19 protein-coding genes and 2 pseudogenes are annotated in these 16,496 nt (G+C 67.6%); 11 read left to right on the forward strand and 10 right to left on the reverse strand.

Features of this window, described 5'->3' with window-relative positions:
• The first annotated feature begins 151 nt into the window (after window positions 1-151).
• A complete protein-coding gene (locus E2E34_RS37610) occupies window positions 152-265 on the forward strand; it encodes a DUF6199 family natural product biosynthesis protein (protein WP_244315503.1) in 114 nt (37 codons plus the stop codon).
• Between the two features lie 197 nt (window positions 266-462).
• Here the strand turns inward: E2E34_RS37610 and E2E34_RS36210 are convergent.
• Window positions 463-666: pseudogene (locus E2E34_RS36210) on the reverse strand (IS5/IS1182 family transposase); the annotation flags it as partial.
• 24 nt (window positions 667-690) lie between these two features.
• On the opposite strand from E2E34_RS36210, the pseudogene E2E34_RS04090 reads away from it, so the two are divergent.
• Window positions 691-986 (forward strand): annotated as a pseudogene (locus tag E2E34_RS04090) (transposase family protein); the annotation flags it as partial.
• A gap of 27 nt (window positions 987-1,013) precedes the next feature.
• Here the strand turns inward: E2E34_RS04090 and E2E34_RS04095 are convergent.
• A complete protein-coding gene (locus tag E2E34_RS04095) occupies window positions 1,014-1,604 on the reverse strand; it encodes an Imm21 family immunity protein (RefSeq protein ID WP_138900516.1) in 591 nt (196 codons plus the stop codon).
• Between the two features lie 1,035 nt (window positions 1,605-2,639).
• On the reverse strand, window positions 2,640-3,455 hold the full coding sequence (locus E2E34_RS04100; protein ID WP_244315504.1) for a hypothetical protein: 816 nt from the start codon (window positions 3,453-3,455) through the stop codon (window positions 2,640-2,642).
• A 185-nt stretch (window positions 3,456-3,640) separates the two neighbouring features.
• Here E2E34_RS04100 and E2E34_RS04105 point away from each other — a divergent pair, with 185 nt between their 5' ends.
• The 6 genes from E2E34_RS04105 to E2E34_RS04125 all read left to right on the forward strand — a co-directional run bounded on the left by E2E34_RS04105 (window position 3,641) and on the right by E2E34_RS04125 (window position 9,154).
• Complete coding sequence (locus E2E34_RS04105) at window positions 3,641-4,201, forward strand: hypothetical protein (protein ID WP_208765140.1); 561 nt, start codon at window positions 3,641-3,643, stop codon at window positions 4,199-4,201.
• 563 nt (window positions 4,202-4,764) lie between these two features.
• The gene (locus E2E34_RS04110; protein ID WP_138900518.1) at window positions 4,765-5,154 is read left to right on the forward strand and encodes a cupin domain-containing protein; all 390 of its coding nucleotides are present in this window, start codon (window positions 4,765-4,767) and stop codon (window positions 5,152-5,154) included.
• Window positions 5,155-5,932: 778 nt separating this feature from the next.
• Window positions 5,933-6,154: a hypothetical protein gene (locus E2E34_RS04115; RefSeq protein WP_138900519.1), complete on the forward strand. Its 222-nt coding sequence runs from the start codon at window positions 5,933-5,935 to the stop codon at window positions 6,152-6,154.
• Window positions 6,155-6,317: 163 nt separating this feature from the next.
• Entirely contained in the window at window positions 6,318-6,887 is a 570-nt protein-coding gene (locus tag E2E34_RS04120) for a hypothetical protein (RefSeq protein WP_244315505.1), read from the forward strand.
• Window positions 6,887-7,036 carry a hypothetical protein gene (locus tag E2E34_RS36215; RefSeq protein ID WP_244315506.1) on the forward strand — a complete coding sequence of 50 codons (150 nt, stop codon included), beginning with the start codon at window positions 6,887-6,889 and terminating at the stop codon, window positions 7,034-7,036. The genes E2E34_RS04120 and E2E34_RS36215 overlap by 1 nt, the downstream gene beginning before the upstream one ends.
• 1,779 nt (window positions 7,037-8,815) lie before the next feature.
• On the forward strand, window positions 8,816-9,154 hold the full coding sequence (locus E2E34_RS04125; RefSeq protein WP_138900520.1) for a helix-turn-helix domain-containing protein: 339 nt from the start codon (window positions 8,816-8,818) through the stop codon (window positions 9,152-9,154).
• Between the two features lie 196 nt (window positions 9,155-9,350).
• Here E2E34_RS04125 and E2E34_RS04130 read toward each other — a convergent pair whose 3' ends face one another.
• The 4 genes from E2E34_RS04130 to E2E34_RS04145 form a co-directional block, all read right to left on the reverse strand.
• On the reverse strand, window positions 9,351-9,611 hold the full coding sequence (locus tag E2E34_RS04130) for a hypothetical protein (protein ID WP_138900521.1): 261 nt from the start codon (window positions 9,609-9,611) through the stop codon (window positions 9,351-9,353).
• 121 nt (window positions 9,612-9,732) lie between these two features.
• Window positions 9,733-10,116: an SH3 domain-containing protein gene (locus E2E34_RS04135; protein ID WP_138900522.1), complete on the reverse strand. Its 384-nt coding sequence runs from the start codon at window positions 10,114-10,116 to the stop codon at window positions 9,733-9,735.
• A gap of 200 nt (window positions 10,117-10,316) precedes the next feature.
• Window positions 10,317-10,571, reverse strand: a complete 255-nt coding sequence (locus tag E2E34_RS04140) for a hypothetical protein (protein ID WP_138900523.1) — start codon at window positions 10,569-10,571, stop codon at window positions 10,317-10,319.
• A gap of 336 nt (window positions 10,572-10,907) precedes the next feature.
• Window positions 10,908-11,351: a hypothetical protein gene (locus E2E34_RS04145; RefSeq protein WP_138900524.1), complete on the reverse strand. Its 444-nt coding sequence runs from the start codon at window positions 11,349-11,351 to the stop codon at window positions 10,908-10,910.
• Window positions 11,352-11,593: 242 nt separating this feature from the next.
• Here E2E34_RS04145 and E2E34_RS04150 point away from each other — a divergent pair, with 242 nt between their 5' ends.
• Window positions 11,594-12,079, forward strand: coding sequence for a DUF1877 family protein (locus tag E2E34_RS04150; protein WP_138900525.1), 486 nt, complete (start codon window positions 11,594-11,596; stop codon window positions 12,077-12,079).
• Window positions 12,080-12,097: 18 nt separating this feature from the next.
• On the opposite strand, the gene E2E34_RS04155 is transcribed toward E2E34_RS04150, so the two are convergent.
• The 3 genes from E2E34_RS04155 to tpg form a co-directional block, all read right to left on the reverse strand.
• Window positions 12,098-12,973 (reverse strand): IS5 family transposase, encoded by an 876-nt coding sequence (locus E2E34_RS04155; RefSeq protein WP_138900526.1) that lies wholly within the window; start codon window positions 12,971-12,973, stop codon window positions 12,098-12,100.
• A 45-nt stretch (window positions 12,974-13,018) separates the two neighbouring features.
• On the reverse strand, window positions 13,019-14,002 hold the full coding sequence (locus E2E34_RS04160; RefSeq protein WP_138900527.1) for an IS481 family transposase: 984 nt from the start codon (window positions 14,000-14,002) through the stop codon (window positions 13,019-13,021).
• A 102-nt stretch (window positions 14,003-14,104) separates the two neighbouring features.
• Complete coding sequence (gene tpg, locus E2E34_RS04165; RefSeq protein ID WP_138900528.1) at window positions 14,105-14,536, reverse strand: telomere-protecting terminal protein Tpg; 432 nt, start codon at window positions 14,534-14,536, stop codon at window positions 14,105-14,107.
• Between the two features lie 364 nt (window positions 14,537-14,900).
• Between tpg and E2E34_RS36945 the strand changes: the two genes are divergently transcribed.
• Both E2E34_RS36945 and E2E34_RS36950 read left to right on the forward strand, forming a co-directional pair.
• Window positions 14,901-15,116, forward strand: a complete 216-nt coding sequence (locus tag E2E34_RS36945; RefSeq protein WP_279637870.1) for a DEAD/DEAH box helicase family protein — start codon at window positions 14,901-14,903, stop codon at window positions 15,114-15,116.
• A partial coding sequence (locus E2E34_RS36950; protein ID WP_279637869.1) for a DEAD/DEAH box helicase occupies window positions 15,097-16,496 on the forward strand: 1,400 nt, incomplete at its 3' end. The genes E2E34_RS36945 and E2E34_RS36950, both read left to right, overlap by 20 nt.

A 16,496-nucleotide genomic window follows, 5' to 3' on the forward strand; every position in this document is an offset into this window, starting at 1 on the left:
CTTCCTGGCCGGTCGTTGAGCAAGAGGAGGGGGATCGTCGATGAGTGTACTGGGCGTTGTAATCCTGTGTCTGTTCATGGCGATCGGCGTGGTGCAGGTCGTCAAGCCGCAGTTGCTGTGGAGGATAAACCGACCCTTTTAGGCGCCCTTCGTGAAGGACTACGACGCCGCTGAGCCCTCCCGTGCCGGTTACATGATGGCGCGTGCCGTAGGCGTGGTGTTCGTGGTGGCAGCGGCAACGATGCTGCTGTCGTCCCTTCGCTAGCAACAGTCAGAATGCGGGGGCTCTTGAGGACACTCCGAGAGCCGAGAACCGGGCACTGAACATGGGGTGAAGAGGCATGGAACTGGCTGCGATGTGGCCTGACGGGGCGATAGGGAAAGTGCTCGCGGTGGCAGTGTTCGTGGTCCTGCTGTGCATGTTCTCTTGGGGCCTGTACCGAAAGAGGCGCTAAGGCTGTCCTATGTGGTGAGGCTGCGGAAGCGTTTGTAGCAGCAGATGGTGGCTGCCAGTTGCGAGAAGTGCCAGGGAGTTGTCAGGGTGATGCTCGTAGCGGTGGTTGAGCCGGCGGTCGGTCAGTTATGAGATGGTGCGTTGATGACCCAGCGGCGCCGGCCGAGGCATTCGCTGGACTCGATTCCTTTACGCGCGATCCGCAGGCCGATGCCCTAGCTGCGTAGCCAAACTGCAAGGCATGGGAGCTATCCGGGGCGAAGGCCGCCGTCGGGAACGCCGCAGTGATCGCCGACGGAGGCTATCGAGGTCCGGGCTCGTCATCCACGCCGCCGTGACCCTGGGCAGAGCGAACTGCCTGCCTGGAAGGAAGAACACAACGCCTCTCACCGCACGATCCGCGCTCAGGTCGAGCATGCCTTCGCCCGGATGAAGACCTGGAAAATCCTGCGATTGCCGTCTCAAGGGCGATGGCGTGCACCACGCGCTGCTCGGCATCGGCCATCTGCACAACGTCGGGCGCCGTGACTGACTGCACCCGGCCCGAAGCACTGTCCGTTCAGGATTCGGCGGGCAGGAGCTGGACCAGGCCGACCCAGTTCTCCTCGTCCACCTTGGTCTGGGTGGCGCGGACCTTCCAGCGGCCGGCGGGCAGTGGGACCGGTGCCTCGGCGGGCATCCCGCCGTCGGGGTACTCGATGCCCAGGTCGGGGCCCGCTTCGGCGGAGTCCATGAGCACCGCCGGACCGTCCGAGGCCCAGGTGCCGCACTCCTCCCACACCGTGGCCGGGTCTGCGAGGACAGTGTCCGCCGCGGCTCTCAGTCCGGCCTCGGATTCTGCGGCAAGCCACTGCAGGAACGCTCGGTGCTGGGGCAGATAGCAGCTGGTCGCCGGCTCGTCCGCCAGCACCAGAGCCTGAGCACCGTTCTCGTCGAGGGGGATCACACCGGCCAGATCGTCCACCGCGCAGGCCCGCTCGTAGTCGTCTGGGGCGGTGGCGTCTCCCGCCATGAGACCACTCTCCGCCGTCCCACCGCCCCAGGAGGCCAGGGCGGAGACGGGGACGACGATCAGAGGGCCGCCCATCGACTCCACCCAGACGGGGGAGGGGCCAGAGGCATCGTCTGCGGTGGATGAAGAGGTGATCATGCACGTCAGTGTGCCCTCGCCCACTGACAATGTCCCCTCGGTCATCGGAACCCAGCATGGGGAAAGGCTCAGCGCCTGCGGCAAGCAGCAGTTACGGGACAGCCCTCAGGTCTGTCAGTTCGTACCGCGCGCAGCGTCACCCTGCTTGCAGCACCTGAGTCCCGCTCGTAGGGGCGCACCACACCCATGCGCCCGATCTACCACCCAGGCGTTTCCCAACTCAAAGACACCACTTCCTGGTCGAACAGGGCGTTTCACCGCTGAACAATGGATCTCGCACTCCGCTTACAAAGCCAGATGCCTCAAGGGGCGGGCACAGGTTTCGATGGTCTGGCAACCGGAGCCGGACGGCTGGTCCACCTGCGGGCCATCACCTGCGGGTACGCCGTAGACCGGTACTGGTGTCCGCGATCAGGACAGGGAGGAGGTTGATGGCGCGTTCCTGCAGCCGTCCGATCGGGACGGCGTGCTGGATGTGTCGACGCTGATCATCTTGACCCAGGCCGCGGGCTCGTAGCAGGCGAGCGCACAGGACGTACAGGGCCGCCCACCGAGCCATGAGCGGGTGCAGCTCCCGCTTCATCCGCGGCCGAACGGGTCAGGAACAACCCTGTCCGGGGTCGCTGTAGCCTCATCCCGGTAGACGTAGCGGCGGTCTGGCGGCGGATGGGTGCTCCGGCTATCAGCAGCACTGGTGAGGTGAGAAGGATGGCTGCCGGGATCACGACTCTCGAGGCAGTGAGCTTCGCTTTTCCTCGTATCACATGCGCTCAGCATGCTGGGCCTGATGCCGCTTGTCAGCCGGGCGACTTTGATCCGACCTTGGTGATCCCTTCGCGTTCACTTGCCGTGCCGTGCCTGGTCTGAGCATCGAACCCGAACCGGCCCAGGCAGGCCCTCGGCTCGAAGAACAAGTGGCCCGCCACCCGCTACGACGTGGGCGAACCGTGTGACGATCTGAGACCTTCCTCGAAGGCGACTGAGCCAGACCCCGACGAGCTCGCGGGAGACCCCGAGCCGGCTGAAACCCGGTAGTCAGGTCGCGGTGGGTATGTAGGGCGCTGCTGCTACTTGGGCCATAGTCCGCAGCTTCATGAAGTAGCGGGCGCAGTACTCCTCGTTGATCAGAGGAACGATTTTGTCGAGGTTGGTGATGCAGCCCCAGAGGGAGGCGATGCCACTGTCGTCGAGCTCGCCCTTCAGCTCCCTCTGTATGAGCCCGGCGACGTCGGCGTCCAGGAGGATCAGGTCTACGCCGTCGAAGTCCACGCCACGGAAGCTGTCGGGGAACAGTGAGTGCAGGTGGTCCTCCCACAGCCGGGCGAGGCCGCCGTCGGGCTGGGCTCCGCCCACGCCGGCGGCTGTCGACTCTGCCGTGGACGGTGGGCGAAGGAGCAGGGAGACGGCATCGAAGACGGCCCGCACCATGGCGACGGCCCGGAGCGGGTGGAGGGCGGCACTTGACTTGGCGCCCTGCGCCAGCTTGTCGCGCAGCAGTCGGCCGCGGTTGAGTTCGGCGGCGAGTCCGGCCGTGATGAGTCCTGCGTGTGTGGCCCGTTCGATGAGGACGTGGAGCGGTTCCTTCGCGGCGAGACGCTCGGCAAGGACGTGCTCCAGAGCGAACAAGGAATGCGTGACGGCGGCGGTGGCGAACTCGTACCGGTAGTAGGAGTGCCGGATGAGTTCGCGCGAGGTCTCCATCGCGCTCATGACGTACATCGACGCGTCGCCGGGCAGAACCAGGTCGGCAACCAGGGCGTGCATGTCCGCATACTCGGCAACGAGGTCGCGGGCGCGCGGGTCCCGCACCGGCGGGAGGAGCGGGTCGGGCGGCGGCGGCAGGGTGTTCACCGGTGCAGTCTTGTAGCCAAAAGGCTGTCGGTCCATCGGATTCGTTCGGGGTGGGCGCCCCGCTGCCACGTGTCGCCACCGGCCCAGTCGACCTTGAGAGCAAGCCCACGCGGATAGCTGCCTTCCCGGAATATCGCTGGGCCCTGTGGCCATCGGCCGTTACCGTGCGACTCAGGACCAAGGGGATGGGCGGGCTGATGCTCCCAACGCTGCTGGTGGACGTGGACGGACCGCTGAACCCGTTTGCCGCCAAGCCGCACCGGCGGCCCGCCGGTTATGAGACGCACCGGCTTCTCACACCACGCTGGGAGGCCGCTGAGCGGCGCCGTCTGACCGAGTGGGGTTTGCCGAACAAGCGGATGAAGCCGCTGCGGGTGTGGCTCAACCCGGATCACGGCCCGGCCTTGGAAGCGCTCCCCTTCGACCTGGTGTGGGCAACGACGTGGGAGGAAGAAGCCAACACCTACGTCGCCCCCGTCCTGGGATTGCCCGAGCTGCCCTTCATCGCCTGGCCATCACCGCGGCCTGTGCCCGCCGGCGATGTGTTCTGGAAGACGCCGGAGATCGTCACCTGGGCCCAGGGCCGGGCCTTCGCCTGGATCGACGACGAGATCACCGAGGCGGACCGCACCTGGGTCGGGGAGCACCACATGGGTCCCGCCCTCCTGCACCGAGTCGACCCCCGATACGGCCTCACCCTCGACGACTTCGCCGCACTGACGACATGGGCAACCGCCCTCGACTGAATTCCACAACCGGTCGACAGCCACCTGTGGCGTCGTCCCGCGTGATCGCGCACAGCCGTCGGGAGACAGATCACCGCACCCCGTCCGACGCGCCGTTGCCGACAGGAGTATCTGTCGCCCAACCGGCAAGTGGGACCGTGGACCGACACCACCCCAGCACGAGCGAACGGGCCGACCGTGTCACGACCGCGTACAGCGAATCCCTGCCGGGCGACTCCCGGACGATCCTGGACCGTTCGGCTCACCGGGCGCGGCGACCGTTCGGCAACCGTCACTTGCACCATCGCCGCGTGCCGGATGCCGCCCCGCTCCAAGGACCTTGCGGCCATGTGCGCCTTCGCCGCCCAGCGCGTGGCCGCCCACGCCGAGCCCCGCAAGTCGTCGGCCCGGCCGCGCCCTGCGGCCACGGCGTCGTGGCGCGGGACAGGGGCGCTGAGCCGCGGCCGATCCGGCTGATCCCCCGGCCGGCAGACCAACTCCATACAGTGCTCCAGCCCAACCGCGCCTGGGGTACGCGAAAGCGCCGATTGCGGGCCCAAGGGCGGCTGCTAGCGTCCAGCTACGTGAATGACAGCGTGTACGTGGGTAATGCGGGCAAGGACGCGGCGCTTGATCGGGGATGGCTCCTTGGCCACTTCAAGGACGCGGGGGACCCGCGCCACAGTGAGGCTGTGGAGATCAAGTGGGGTGTACACCCCGGTGGCGATGAGCGCTCGCAGTGGGTGAAGGGAGAGAAGCGCACAGCTCTCCTGGTCCTCATCAGTGGCCGCTTTCGCGTGGAGTTCCCCGGCCGCAGCGTTGTCCTGGATCAGCAGGGCGATTACGTCGTGTGGGGGCGCAATGTTGATCACTCGTGGTTCGCGGAGGAGGAGTCGGTGGTCCTGACCGTCCGGTGGCCGTCGGTGCCCGGCTATGCGGTGACGGAGCAGGCCCAGGTGCGACCGCAACCCTGATCAGGAAGGGGGCGCTTGTTACAGCGATCCGCTGATGACGACGACGAGGGCGGTCGCCTCGCAGCGGAACCCACGCGCCCACGCACCCGTGTCTCGAGCCGCTACGGGCTCACCTCGGCGTGGGCGCAGAGTGCACGTCGTACGGGATGCGCTGGGCCGCCTCGCCCACCCTGCCCCGCTGCCGGACGGCGCCCGAGGAACTGGCCGATGTCGCCGCCGGGCAGACCCGGCGCCAGCTCATCGAGGCGTTCGGCACCCTGAGCGGGCCATTCAAGTCCTGGACGGCCGGATCAGTCGCCTGCAACAGCTGCCGACCTCCGCCCGCCGGCGCAGCACGGCCGGCCCCGAGTCCGAGCTGTTGGTCCAGGTACGCGGCCAGCTACCGGACCTCAGCGAACCAGGCCTCCAGCTGGACGCGCCCGGATGGGCGCTCGCCTCGAAGCGGCGACAGCCCGGCCCACCCAGTAACTGAAACTCCAGGAACGCGACGACGACCTCGCCGTCGCCCGCGCTGCCAACCGCGAGCTCATGGCCCAGCTCAACCGCCACGCCGACCGCTTACCCCACCCGACTGGGGTGAGCGCTTGGCCGTTCCGGACGCGCGGGCTACAGCGCCGCGTTCGAGAAGGCGGTCCAACATCCTGTCGGCGATCTGCTGATCCTCGACCGCGTCAGCCTCGACAAGGCGTGGAGGGGTTTCGGGCTGGGCCCGGCGCTGGCCGTCGAGGCGATCCGCCGGCCCTCCGGGGGCTGTTGCGCGGTAGCGGTCTATCCCGGCATGGGCGAGTACCCCGAAGACCGCGAGCAGGTCACCGAGGCCTATCGGCTCAAGGCGAAGAAGAAGATTGCCGGGCTGTGGGAGAGCATCGGCTTCCAGCCCATCCGTCACGGGGTATGGCTCCTGGACACCGGCCTGCGCCGACCGGAGGAGCTCATGCAGGCCCGCCGAGCTCAACTGTGCGCGCTCGGCACGGCCTTCCAGCAGCCCGCTTCCGCCTGAAAGCGCCCGGCGGGCGCCACGGGCAGATCAGACGGCACCGGGTCGTGCCGTCGAGGTCGCGGACGATCCGGCGCTTCCTTCGAGCGCCGCATCCCGCGGATGACACGAACAGCGAGGACGAAGGACAGAGGGGGAGCGGGGAACGATGGGGGAGAGGCAGCCGGTGGGAAAGGACATCCAGGAGACACTGGACTGGGCACGGCAGCGCCTTGAGGAGCTGGGCGTTTTCGCAACGGAGGACGGCCTGCGGTGGGCAGCGGCCCACGGGCTCGTCCTGTCCGTGTGGCGCAACGGCCCGATTGAGGACGCGCACGCCTCCCGGCCGACCAGCCGGCGCAAGGCATTGCACGACGGGACGATGCTCGCCCACAACACCTGGCTCACCCGGCAGGCCTTCGACGTCCTGGGCTCCGACGACCAGTTCCGTCTCTATGCGCTGGAGGACATGGTCCTGGACCGGGACACGGTCTGGCCGGGATGCGAGGGGACCCTGACGGACTTCGGCTGGGGATTCCTCGGAGAGATCAAGAAGCAGGTGAACAGCGCATCGACATGTTCAGGCACTTCGAGAAGGGACTGCCGCCGGACGACTTCCTCGTCTTCGCCGGCGCTCCCCGGATCGGGACCCGCGATGACCATGACGGTATGCCGAAATGGCCTGCCTGCGTGGAAGCGGCGATGCGACGGCTGCGCGGCGAGGACGAGGAGTTTCTTCGCGAGTGGGGTGACTTGATGACCCGTATCGGTCCCACTCCCGCTCCCGTCACCGCGGACCATGAGACAACCCGGAGACTGCTGCTGGAGTCGCCCTGGCAACTGGGCGCCGAGAACCTGAACTGGTTCGCCTGGAACCCGATCCTGCAACCAGGCACGACACAGTAGGCGCGGCGGCGCACGGCCGCCAGATACAGCGATAGCGAGATCGCGCGGGAGGATCTACTCTCAGAGTGCCAGCACGTCATGTCTCGCAACTTCCGTTATGGACCCCTGCGGTGGTCGAGGGCACGGTGGCTGCTGCTCTGTGCGTGCGAGTCGGCGCGGCCGCCAGGTGGCGAGCTGGGATAACCGCTGTCTCGGACGGGGGCTCATTTATGCCGATCCGGGCCCGGGCACCGCACGACGCAGACGGTACCTCGTAGGCGTAGTGCCGGATGTGGGTGGGGGAGTACCACTCATAGCTCACGCTTTCACCCGGCAGGATCACCTCCCAGCCGGTGACCCCCTGCTCTGCCAGTACCTCTTCTGCTGCCGTGGCGGCGGTCTGGCGGACCCAGTGGGTGGCCCCACCCAGGTTGGGATCCCGCAGAGGCCCGGCGATCTGGCGCTCACCCCTCAGCAGGAGCACCCTGCCGTAAATGGGGTCCGTGCTGGCGGAAACGTTGGTGAGCTCCGCGCAGTTGTGCGCTCCATTGACGCGCAGCGCATACATGCTCTCCCAGCCGGGGGCCGGCTGAACCTGCGGCCGACCGTCAGGGCACGCCAGAATCTGGCTCGTCACTGGATCCCTCTCCTGGAGGGGTGCGGCAGCGGCGGGGGCCGAGAACAGGCTGAGCAGCAGGGCCGCCGCCGTAGTCGTGGCTGCCGTGTGTCGTTGGCTGTGTCCGCTGGTCATACCCGCCTCCCCGTGCTCCCTGACCGGACACTTCCATTGTCTCTCTGTCGACGAGCTCATGGCCGGTCTGCTCGACAACAAGAAGACCGACTCCGCCAACCCCCTGCTCCGCATCATCGGAACGCTCAAGCCGGGCCAAGACCCTCTCCCGGCTCCCTCCACCGCAGGTCCGTGTCGGGTGATGTGTGCGTGGACGGGCTCGAGGGCGGCCTTTCCGGTGCAGGACAGGGCCGGATCGCTTGGGAGTGGCGGGTGTCGGGGACGGTTGGCTGCCAGGCCAAGTACCTCTCCCACTTGCGGACAGAAATCTGTGCTCGTCGGAGTAGACATTGGGTGGTGATTTGGTTATGGTTTCTCTCGTACCGCAGAGAGATCGCAGGGTCTGGCAGAGATGAACTGCCGGGCAGCAGGACCGCAGTTGTAGTTCGCAGGGCGGTGCGGTGGTGGAGTTTCGAAGCCAGGTTTGTTGCAGGACGGCGACGGGACTGACGACCGCACCGGGTAGCCCGCAGTGATCAGGGGCCGCCGTGAGCAGTACGCCAGTTGACGCAGTGTCAGTACCCGCAAGTGCAGTTCGCAGTACCCAGCAGTGAAGTCAGAGAAGTACCTCGGTGAAGGCGTCGGCTGCGGGCGCGCGCACCGGGAGGTTCGGCAGTGGGGTTCTAAGCCAGAGCAGACGCAAGACGGACAACGGGGCTGGCTGTCGAAGAGTGGCGCTGACGCAGGCCACTGAGCAGGTCGCATCACCAGCAGTAGTGCAGTACCCGTTTGGTAAGCAGTTGATCCCAGAGGGAAGAACGGAGGAACGAGGCGCCATCAGGATCGCCCGGGCGGAAGTCTTTGAGTCCGGGTACCGCAGGACATCCGATAGTGAGGTGGCCTCCGGTCAAGCAACCGCGATCCCCGCACCCCCGACAGCAACCAGGTCGGGCACGCGGACACAAGAGGCCGGCGCAGTAACCAGGGCCGGCAGATGGTGTAGCAGTTCCTTCGGGGCCCTGGTGCCAATGGCACCAGGGCCCCTCCAGCATGTTCCACAGGAAGGTGCGATGACCGCAGACGACACCCACGGCCGTCTCGACGACGATGACTACCCCGCCTACACCACGGGCCGGGCCGCCGACATGATCGGCACCACCCAGGGCTTCCTGCGCGCTCTCGGCGACGCCCGTCTCATCACCCCGCTGCGCTCAGAGGGTGGTCACCGCCGCTACTCCCGCTACCAGCTGCGTATCGCCGCCCGGGCCCGGGAGCTCGTCGATCAGGGCATCCCCATCGAGGCCGCGTGCCGCATCATCGTCCTCGAGGACCAGCTCGAAGAAGCCCAGCGCATCAACGCCGAACACCGCCGCACCGTCGGATCGGCGAACTCAACGGCCGCAGCCTGAGACGGCCGAGACCTACAGCTCCTCAGAGTCCGTGGCTGCCACCCACACATGCTGCCCGGGACGCAAAGCGTTCCGGGCAACTTCGCTCACTTGGACCGGCCGACGGCCAGGACCGCACCATTGCCGCCTGGTGTGAGCCGCCGACGTGGATGCCAGCAGGAACACCCCGCCCAACGACCAGCAGCGACACGACCCGTCACCCCGCGCGTCTGCAGCTTCGGGCGCAGGACGGCATGAAGCAGTGCCGGGGGACCGGCAGCGCGCGCAGAGCGGCTTGACGGTGGAAGTGCTCTGTACGGGTTGCCCGGTGCGCGTCGCGCACCCGCTGCGCCAGCACCGTAGTGGCCCGACGCGCCTCACCGATCGCCGCGTGCGGCTGCTCGGTCAGCCGCAGGGCATTCAGCCGGCCACCCGGCTGCAGCCCCGCACCCAGATACTGCTTGTCCGAGGAAGCCACACCTTCATGGTGCTCCCCGTGCGCCCGACCATACGGGGCGCGAGAAGCACGCTGCCGCCCGTAACGGCGGCCGGCGGTCCGTTGAAGGGCTGGGGAACGGTGTCCTCGGCGCGGGTCCCTGTCACTCGCAGGGATAGCTGGTGATGCGGACGGTGTACGCCGCGGCGACCCAGCGGTTGGTGCCCACGTTGCGGAAGCCGTTGGTGGTGGACGCCGACGCGAGGATCGTGGCGCCGTTGGGGTAGGAGTCGACGACCCGGTACTGGGTGCCGGGTCCGCTGCGGACCAGCAGACCGCCGCTGGCGTTGACCCTGTAGTAGCACCGGGTGGCGAGCACACCGGCCGGCACGAGCTCCACGGCCGCGCCCGTCGTGCGGGCGGGTGCGGCGGCCTGGGCCGTGAGACCACCGCCGAGGAGCGCGGCAGCGGACAGGGCCGCCACGGCCGCCGTGCGGGCGGCGGAGCGACGCGGAGACATGGTGAGGCGTGCTGCTTTGACGGTCATGGAATCGATTCCCCTTGCGTCGTCGGTTCTGGGTGCGGAACACGTACGTAGGAGCAGGCCCGGGCCGGCCGAGCGGTGCGTCCTCCCCTTGTCGAAGGCGGCTTACCTCCAGGAGTTCGACGCCGAGCATCCCCGGACACGCCGAACGCCTTGAATACTCCTGGTTGCCGACACGGGCTGCTACGCCCTTAAGCCATGGCTTAAGGGCACACCGCCACGCTGCGGTTCCCGGCCAGCAGCTCCCGGCCGAGGGCAGTTGCCACGTGCAGGACGGAACCACCGCGACGACTGGTGGTGATGAGGCGCGCGTCGTGCAGTGCCTTCGTGTGCTGGCTGAACGGCCGCCAGGGAGACACCGAGTCGCGCGGCCAGTTCAGTGGTGTTGCAGGCAGGACCTTGATCGGGATTGTGACCAGCCCGAACGAGATGGCGCCGCTCCAGACGGGGCGTGGCATACGACCTCCAGCAGGATGAGGAATCAAGCCCCAAACGGACAGGTGCGCGAGGCTCGGCAGCGGTTGTGCGGAGATGCCGTTCAGGTGAGCCGGTGAGCGGCGGTCTCGGTGAGCCGCCGGATCAGTGGCAACGCCTGGATCGGCAGAGCGAAGGAGCCCCCGGCGTGGCCGTGACGATCCGGCCGGGGGCTTTCGCCCGCGCAGCCGTTGGACCGCGAGAAGATGCAGGCCGGCGTTGCTCAACGGTTCCGGGCCCAGGCCGGGCTGTCGAAATGCAGGATGCCTGCCACCGCGGCGCCGGGCCGGGAAGACCGCTGCCATGGTGTGAGGGACGGTTCAGGTGCTCGCGGTTCGGGGTCGTGGGTACAGCCTGACTGCGGCCGGGTCAAACTGCTCGAGACCGATAACGCCACTCGCGTCTCCGATGGAGATCTGGATTCCGTCGATTTTGCTCAAAGGGGTGATGTCGATGGTGTCGGATTGTGTCCCACGGCAGTTGATGAAGAACCGCTCAAGGCTGGGGAAGAGACCCGGGACCAGGTTGAGCTGGGCGTCTGAGATCGGCAGGAGTCGGAGGTAGGTGATATTGCGCATGGGGGCGGCTTGATTGAGGTCGTAATCGGATAGGCAGAGTTCTGTCAGATGCGGGAGTGTGGATACTTCTTCCCATTCTTCGCTGCTGGGGGCGGTGTTGCTTACCAGAACTTCCAGTTGCTGCCATCTGGAGATCCCGGCTAAAGCGTGTTGCAGAACCGTCAGGAAGATCGTGTAGGACGTCACTCCGGAGATCAACAGGCGTCGAGAGCTACCAGGAAACCGGACAGAACGCAGCCGTCAGCGGTCCGGTTCATGGCGCGAAACCGGCGTCGGATCAATTCTGCAACACGCTTTAGGCCGTGTATCGAAAGAGTCCTGCTGAACACCGCGAGCCGATTTCGACGGCACGTGGCTGTCAGTGCCCTCAAGTAGGTTCTGTCCGTTCGGCCTGACAGGTGGGTCGTGGAGCTGAGGGATTCGTCGTAGTGAGCATCTACCTGCACTTTCGTGCCGTGGCTGAGTCCGAGATCCGGGATGACCACACCTGGCTCGCCGCGTTCATGTCTGAGGCTTGGGAAAACGACGACGCCGAGTACGTCGCAGGCATCGCCCACTCGATCAACAAGGGCTGGGACGCTGTAAACGACCTCTACGCAGCCGCCGATGCCCTCTATACAGACGCCGACGAGCCCTGGAATTTGCCGATCTACGGCGGCCGCCCGGTACCCCACAGCGCTGACGCCGATTCCTCCGATCCCCCGCTGATGCTTCTGGAGCCGTCTGGGGTGTCACAGGCCGCGCGTTTCCTTACGACTGTCTCTTTCGACGAGCTGTGGAACGTCGTCGACGCAAGGTTCAGCGCCCTCGGCCGGACCAAGCAGGAGCACCTCGAACATCACAGGAACCTCCAAGAGTTCTACGGACAGGCGGCTTCGGCAGGCCACGCGGTGGTCAAAGCGGTATGGGCTTGAGTCGTGGCTACGTGCTGATCACAGCCATTCGTTGATGGCCGCGACCAGCACGGTCGCCTCGTAGCGGACGGCGAGTTTGTCGTACCGGGTTGCGACAGCGCGGTGTCTCTTGAGACGGTTGATCCCGCACTCGACCGCGTGGCGTTCGCGGTAGTCGACCGGGTCGAAGCGCGGCGGCCGGCCACCGCGGGAACCGCGCTTCCGGCGGTTGCGGGCCTGGTCGGCCTTGTCGGGGATGGTGCAGCGGATCCCGCGGCGCCGCAGGTAGGCGCGGTTCCCGCGGGAGGCGTACGCCTTGTCCGCCCGCACGCGATGGGGACGGACCCGTGGCCGGCCCGGACCGACGCGGGGCACGCGAACCCTCTCCAACACCGGTTCGAACTGCGGCGAGTCCCCGCGCTGCCCGGCCGTGACCACGATGGCCATGGGTTTCTGACCCTGCTCGACAGCCAGGTGGAGCTTGGGGGTGAACCCGCCGCGCGACCGTCCCAGCCTATGATCATGGGGCTCGGTGAAGATACCGCCCGGTGGTTCCATCTGCAGGTCGCCCTGCTTACGGGCGCCGGCCGCGTGCTGGTGGGCGCGGCAGACCGTGGAGTCGACGTTCAGGTCCCAGACGATCGCGCCCTTCGCGTCGGCCAGGGACTGGAGGCGGGTGAGGATCCGGTGCCAGACGCCGTTCCGCTGCCATCGGCGGAACAGGTCGTAGACCCGGTTCCACGGGCCGTACTCGGCGGGCACGTCCCGCCACGGAACGCCGGTCCGGACACGGAACCGTATGCCGTCGATCAGCTGCCGCCGAGGCCAGACGGGCGGCCGCCCCGCCCTGGCACCCTTCGGCAACAGCGGCTCCAGCACTGCCCACTGCTCGTCCGTGAGATCTCCCCGACCCATGAACCGTGATCATTCACAGCCCAAGATCCACTTTCGATACACGGCCTAGTTGTATTGATCTGCAACGTTGTTGACGCGGGTGATGGGCGGGTGTCCGCCGAGTGCGGTGTGGCAGCGGTGGTGGTTGTAGGCGTGGAGGAAGTCTGACAGAGCTGCTGTCCGCTCGTGGTTCGAGGCGTAGGGCCGCAGGTAGGCCCACTCGTCAAGGAGCGTCCGGTTGAAGCGTTCGACCTTGCCGTTGGTCTGCGGCCGGTAGGGCCGGATCTTCTTGTGGCTGATGCCGGCCGCGGTGAGGCTCTGGGTGAAGAGCCTGGGCTTGTAGCAGGCTCCGTTGTCGGTCAGGACACGTTCGACGGTGATGCCGTGGTCGGCGAAGAACGCGTTCGCGCGTTGCCAGAAGGCGATGGCGGTGTGCTGGCGCTCGTCGGGCAGGACCTCGCTGTAGGCCAGGCGGGAGTGGTCGTCGACGGCGGAGTGGATGTAGCTGTAGCCGATCACCGGAGTGTAGCTCTTGCGCTCGGTCGTGGTGGCCTGACGATTACGGTCGCCGGCCGTCCTGCCGACGGTCCGCCATCCGCCGCCGTCTGGGATGTTGCCGAGCTTCTTGATGTCGACGTGGACCAGTTCGCCGGGCCGGTCACGTTCGTAGCGGCGGATCGGCTCGCCGGTGGGCCGGTCGAGCCAGGCCAGACGGTTCAGGCCGTGCCGGAGAAGGATGCGGTGCACGGTCGAGGCCGGAAGGCCAAGGATCGGGCCGATCCGTGCCGGGCCGAGCTTGCGGTCGGTCCGCAGGCGGCAGACACGGGTCTCGACAGCAACGGAGGTCCGGTGCGGAGTGGTGCGGGGTCGGCTGGAACGGTCGCGCAGGCCCGCGTCGCCCTCGGTTCGCCAGAGGCGGACCCATTTGTGGGCCGTGGGGCGGGATATGCCCATCTCCGCGGCCACGTGCGCGACGGGACGGCCCGCCAGGACCCGTTCGACCAGGATCCGCCTGCCGTGAACGGTCAGCCGGGCATTACGGTGGGACACGAAGACCTCCGTGCGGTGTAGTCCTAGACACCTCCACCACACCGGAGGTCTTCGCCATGATCAAGACCTGGCCGGCGTTAACAACGCTCGTGATCAATACACCTAGTGGGTGATGAGGCGGATCCTGCCGTTGTCGGTGCTTCCGGGGGCGGCGGTGAAGCCGAACCGGGCGCGGGTCTCGACGGTGATGCCGGTCTGGGTGGCGGCCCTGGCCCGGGCGGCTTCCTTGACCTTGGGCTGCCAGGTTTTCTCGACCGCGGCCTTCAGACGTCGGCCGTGCTCACCGGTCGCTGTCTTGATCTTCTTGTCGCGGTGGCGCTCGACGGTGCGCCCGGAGACGCCGATCTGCGCTCCGACGCGGCGGGCGAGCTCGGTCCTGCTGGCGGGCTTGAGGGCGGTGCCGCGCTGGGCACGCCGGTCGGCTGTCTCGGCTCGCTTCAGCAGGTGCTGGATCTGGCCGTAGGTGGTGGCGGGCAGCGGTCGGGTCGCGGTCTCGCGTTCCGCACGGGCGAGGGCGTCGTAGATGTGTCCCACCGGTGGGTGTCCCTACTCGTCGTAAGTCGTGGCGTCGTGGTGGGCCTTGAAGCGTCTGGCGGAGGAAGGGGCGCTGGTTGATGAAACCGGCGCTCCACGTCAGGTTGCGGGTGCCCTCGTGTTCGACCCTGCCACGCCTGATGCCAAGTACCGCAAGGGAGGGCGCCCGGGGCGTAGATCGCGTCCGGCAGAGCCCGGAACACCGCGGCGCCCTGGGCGAGGGTGGCCCTGCCGCATTCGGCCGCAGTAACCCCGGGCGGTGGGTGATGATGGGCCGGTGAATACCGCCCCTGCCGACGCCCCTGTGTCCCATGTGCCCGCGTGGCCTTTGTTTCCTGATCAGGTGCGGGGGAGGGATGCGGTGGTGCGTCATCTGCGCCGCCCCGGTACCCGGGCGCAGTACATCTCGGCAACAGGCACGGGTAAGACTCTGGTCGCGATCCGGGTCGCTCTCGCGCTCCGGGCGCGGTTGACGCTGGTTGTGGTGCCGACCCTGGATCTGGCCGCGCAGACTGCTTTGGCGTGGCGGCTACCTGCGTCACATGATCATTGTGTCGTCGATGGATACGGCCGGCCATGAACAGCTCGCGGCCGCGCAGGTCGGCTCGACCGGCAGCCCCGAGGCCCTGGCCGCCCTGCTGTCGGTGGTGGGGGAGGGGCCGGGCGAGATCCCGTTCCTGACGGTGATCTGCACGTACGACTCCCTCAGCAAGGTCCGCGATGCCCAGCACGCCGGCCGGGCGGTGCCGGCGTTCGACTTGGCGGTGATGGACGAGGCGCACCGGATCGCGGGGCGGGCGGAGAAGAAGTGGACGCTCATCAACGACCAGGCGGCCATCCGCGCAGATCGCCGCCTGTTCATGACCGCGACCCCACGCAGCTTCGCCGCACCCGAGCTGTCGGAGTCCGCCAGCCTGATCCGCCCGCGCCGCCGGCGCGGCGCCCCCGACACGGACGCGGAGGCGTTCGCCAACTCGATGTCGAACCACGCCGTCTACGGCCCCGTCGTCCACGACTACCCCCTCGCGACCGCCATCGCGGACGGCCGCGCCGCGGACTACCGCATCGTGGTGCCCACCATCAGCGACGACGACCTGCGCACCCAGCTCAACCTCACCACCCCCGCCAACACCAGCGACGACGCGGACAAGCCGGGCACGGATGGGGCGCTGCGCACCACCGCCCTACACCTCGCGGTCCTCAAAGCCATGGCCCAGCACAGCCTGCGAAGAGTGCTCGTGTACTTCCACCTCGTCGAGGACGCCAAACGATTCACCCGCGAACTCGGCCACACCCTGCGCCTGCTGCGCCGCACCGCCCCCGACCCGGTTCCCGATGTGGAACCCGAGCTGTTCTTCGTCCACGGCGAGCACACGCCCGACGAGCGTGCCGGTATCTTCGCCGCCTTCGCCGCCGCCCGGTGCGCGATCATGACCAACGCCAAGCTCATCTCGGAAGGCGTCGACATCCCGAGCGTGGACGCGATCGTCTTCGCCGACCCCACCGGCAGCATCGTCCGCTGCGTCCAGGCCCTCGGCCGCGCCCTGAGGACCGACGTGAGCGGCAAGACCGCCAGCCTCGTCGTCCCCGCCTACGTCCCCGCCGGCGCAAACCCCGAAGACATCCTCGGCACCGCCTACGAGCCGGTCTGGGCGATCACCACCGCCCTGGCCAGCCACGACCACCGCATCCTCGAGCGGTTGCCGAACAAGGCGAACCGACTGCCGCGCGAGACGAGCGCGCTGGTGATGAAGCGCTGGCACTTCGACTTCACCGTCCACCCCGAACGCATCGCCCGCGCCATGGACCTGATCGCCTTCAACCCCCGCGGCCCCCTCACCCGCACCCGCCGCGAAGGCCTCACCTCAGCCCAGGCCTTCCACGACACCTACGGCCACCTCGACGTCCCCACCGACTACACCGACCCCGTCGGCTTCGAACTCGGCCGCTTCATCACCAC

Origin of the sequence: Streptomyces albidochromogenes (assembly GCF_005981925.1) — a bacterium.
Classification (GTDB): Bacteria; Actinomycetota; Actinomycetes; order Streptomycetales; family Streptomycetaceae; genus Streptomyces; species Streptomyces albidochromogenes.

Bases quoted from the DNA above. Each gene is read 5' to 3' on its own strand.
- E2E34_RS36215 (WP_244315506.1), top strand. From the start codon at position 6,887: ATGACCCGTATCGGTCCCACTCCCGCTCCCGTCACCGCGGACCATGAG.
- E2E34_RS04125 (WP_138900520.1), top strand. From the start codon at position 8,816: ATGACCGCAGACGACACCCACGGCCGTCTCGACGACGATGACTACCCC.
- E2E34_RS04095 (WP_138900516.1), bottom strand. From the start codon at position 1,604: ATGATCACCTCTTCATCCACCGCAGACGATGCCTCTGGCCCCTCCCCC.
- E2E34_RS04115 (WP_138900519.1), top strand. From the start codon at position 5,933: ATGGGCGAGTACCCCGAAGACCGCGAGCAGGTCACCGAGGCCTATCGG.
- E2E34_RS04105 (WP_208765140.1), top strand. From the start codon at position 3,641: ATGGGCGGGCTGATGCTCCCAACGCTGCTGGTGGACGTGGACGGACCG.
- E2E34_RS04140 (WP_138900523.1), bottom strand. From the start codon at position 10,571: ATGCCACGCCCCGTCTGGAGCGGCGCCATCTCGTTCGGGCTGGTCACA.
- E2E34_RS04135 (WP_138900522.1), bottom strand. From the start codon at position 10,116: ATGACCGTCAAAGCAGCACGCCTCACCATGTCTCCGCGTCGCTCCGCC.
- E2E34_RS04155 (WP_138900526.1), bottom strand. From the start codon at position 12,973: ATGGGTCGGGGAGATCTCACGGACGAGCAGTGGGCAGTGCTGGAGCCG.